The 452-nt window shown below is 65.3% G+C and carries 1 protein-coding gene; it reads right to left on the reverse strand.

Going from position 1 to position 452, the window contains the following annotated elements:
* Window positions 1-452: amino acid ABC transporter permease (locus tag WG898_RS25195; RefSeq protein WP_339605522.1), on the reverse strand; the 452-nt coding region annotated here is incomplete at both ends.

Raw genomic sequence — 452 nt, forward strand, 5'->3', positions numbered from 1 at the left:
AGCTCGGCGATGCTGACCGCAAACGCCACCGAGGAGTTCTTGATGATGTTCATGCTCTCGCTGGTGAGCGGCGGGATGACGATGCGAAACGCCATCGGCAGCAGCACATAGCGGTAGGTCTGCGGCAGCGTGAAGCCCATCGCCAGGCCGGCATAGCGCTGGCCCTTGGGCAGGCTCTGGATGCCGGCCTTGACCTGCTCGGCAATGCGCGCCGAGGTGAAGAAGCCCAGGGCGAACACCACCAGCACAAAGCTGGGCACGCTCTTGAGCGTGGGGAAGAGCGCCGGCAGCACGTGGTACCAGAGGAACACCTGCACCAAGAGCGGGATGTTGCGGAACAGCTCGGTCCAGGCATTGCCCAGCAGCACCAGGCCACGGTGCGGCGTGGTGCGCAGAATGCCCATCAGTGAGCCCAGCAGCAGCGCCACGATCAGCGCCAGCAGGGCCACGCT

The organism is Paucibacter soli, from assembly GCF_037482845.1.
In the GTDB taxonomy this organism is placed as follows: Bacteria; Pseudomonadota; Gammaproteobacteria; order Burkholderiales; family Burkholderiaceae_C; genus Paucibacter_B; species Paucibacter_B soli.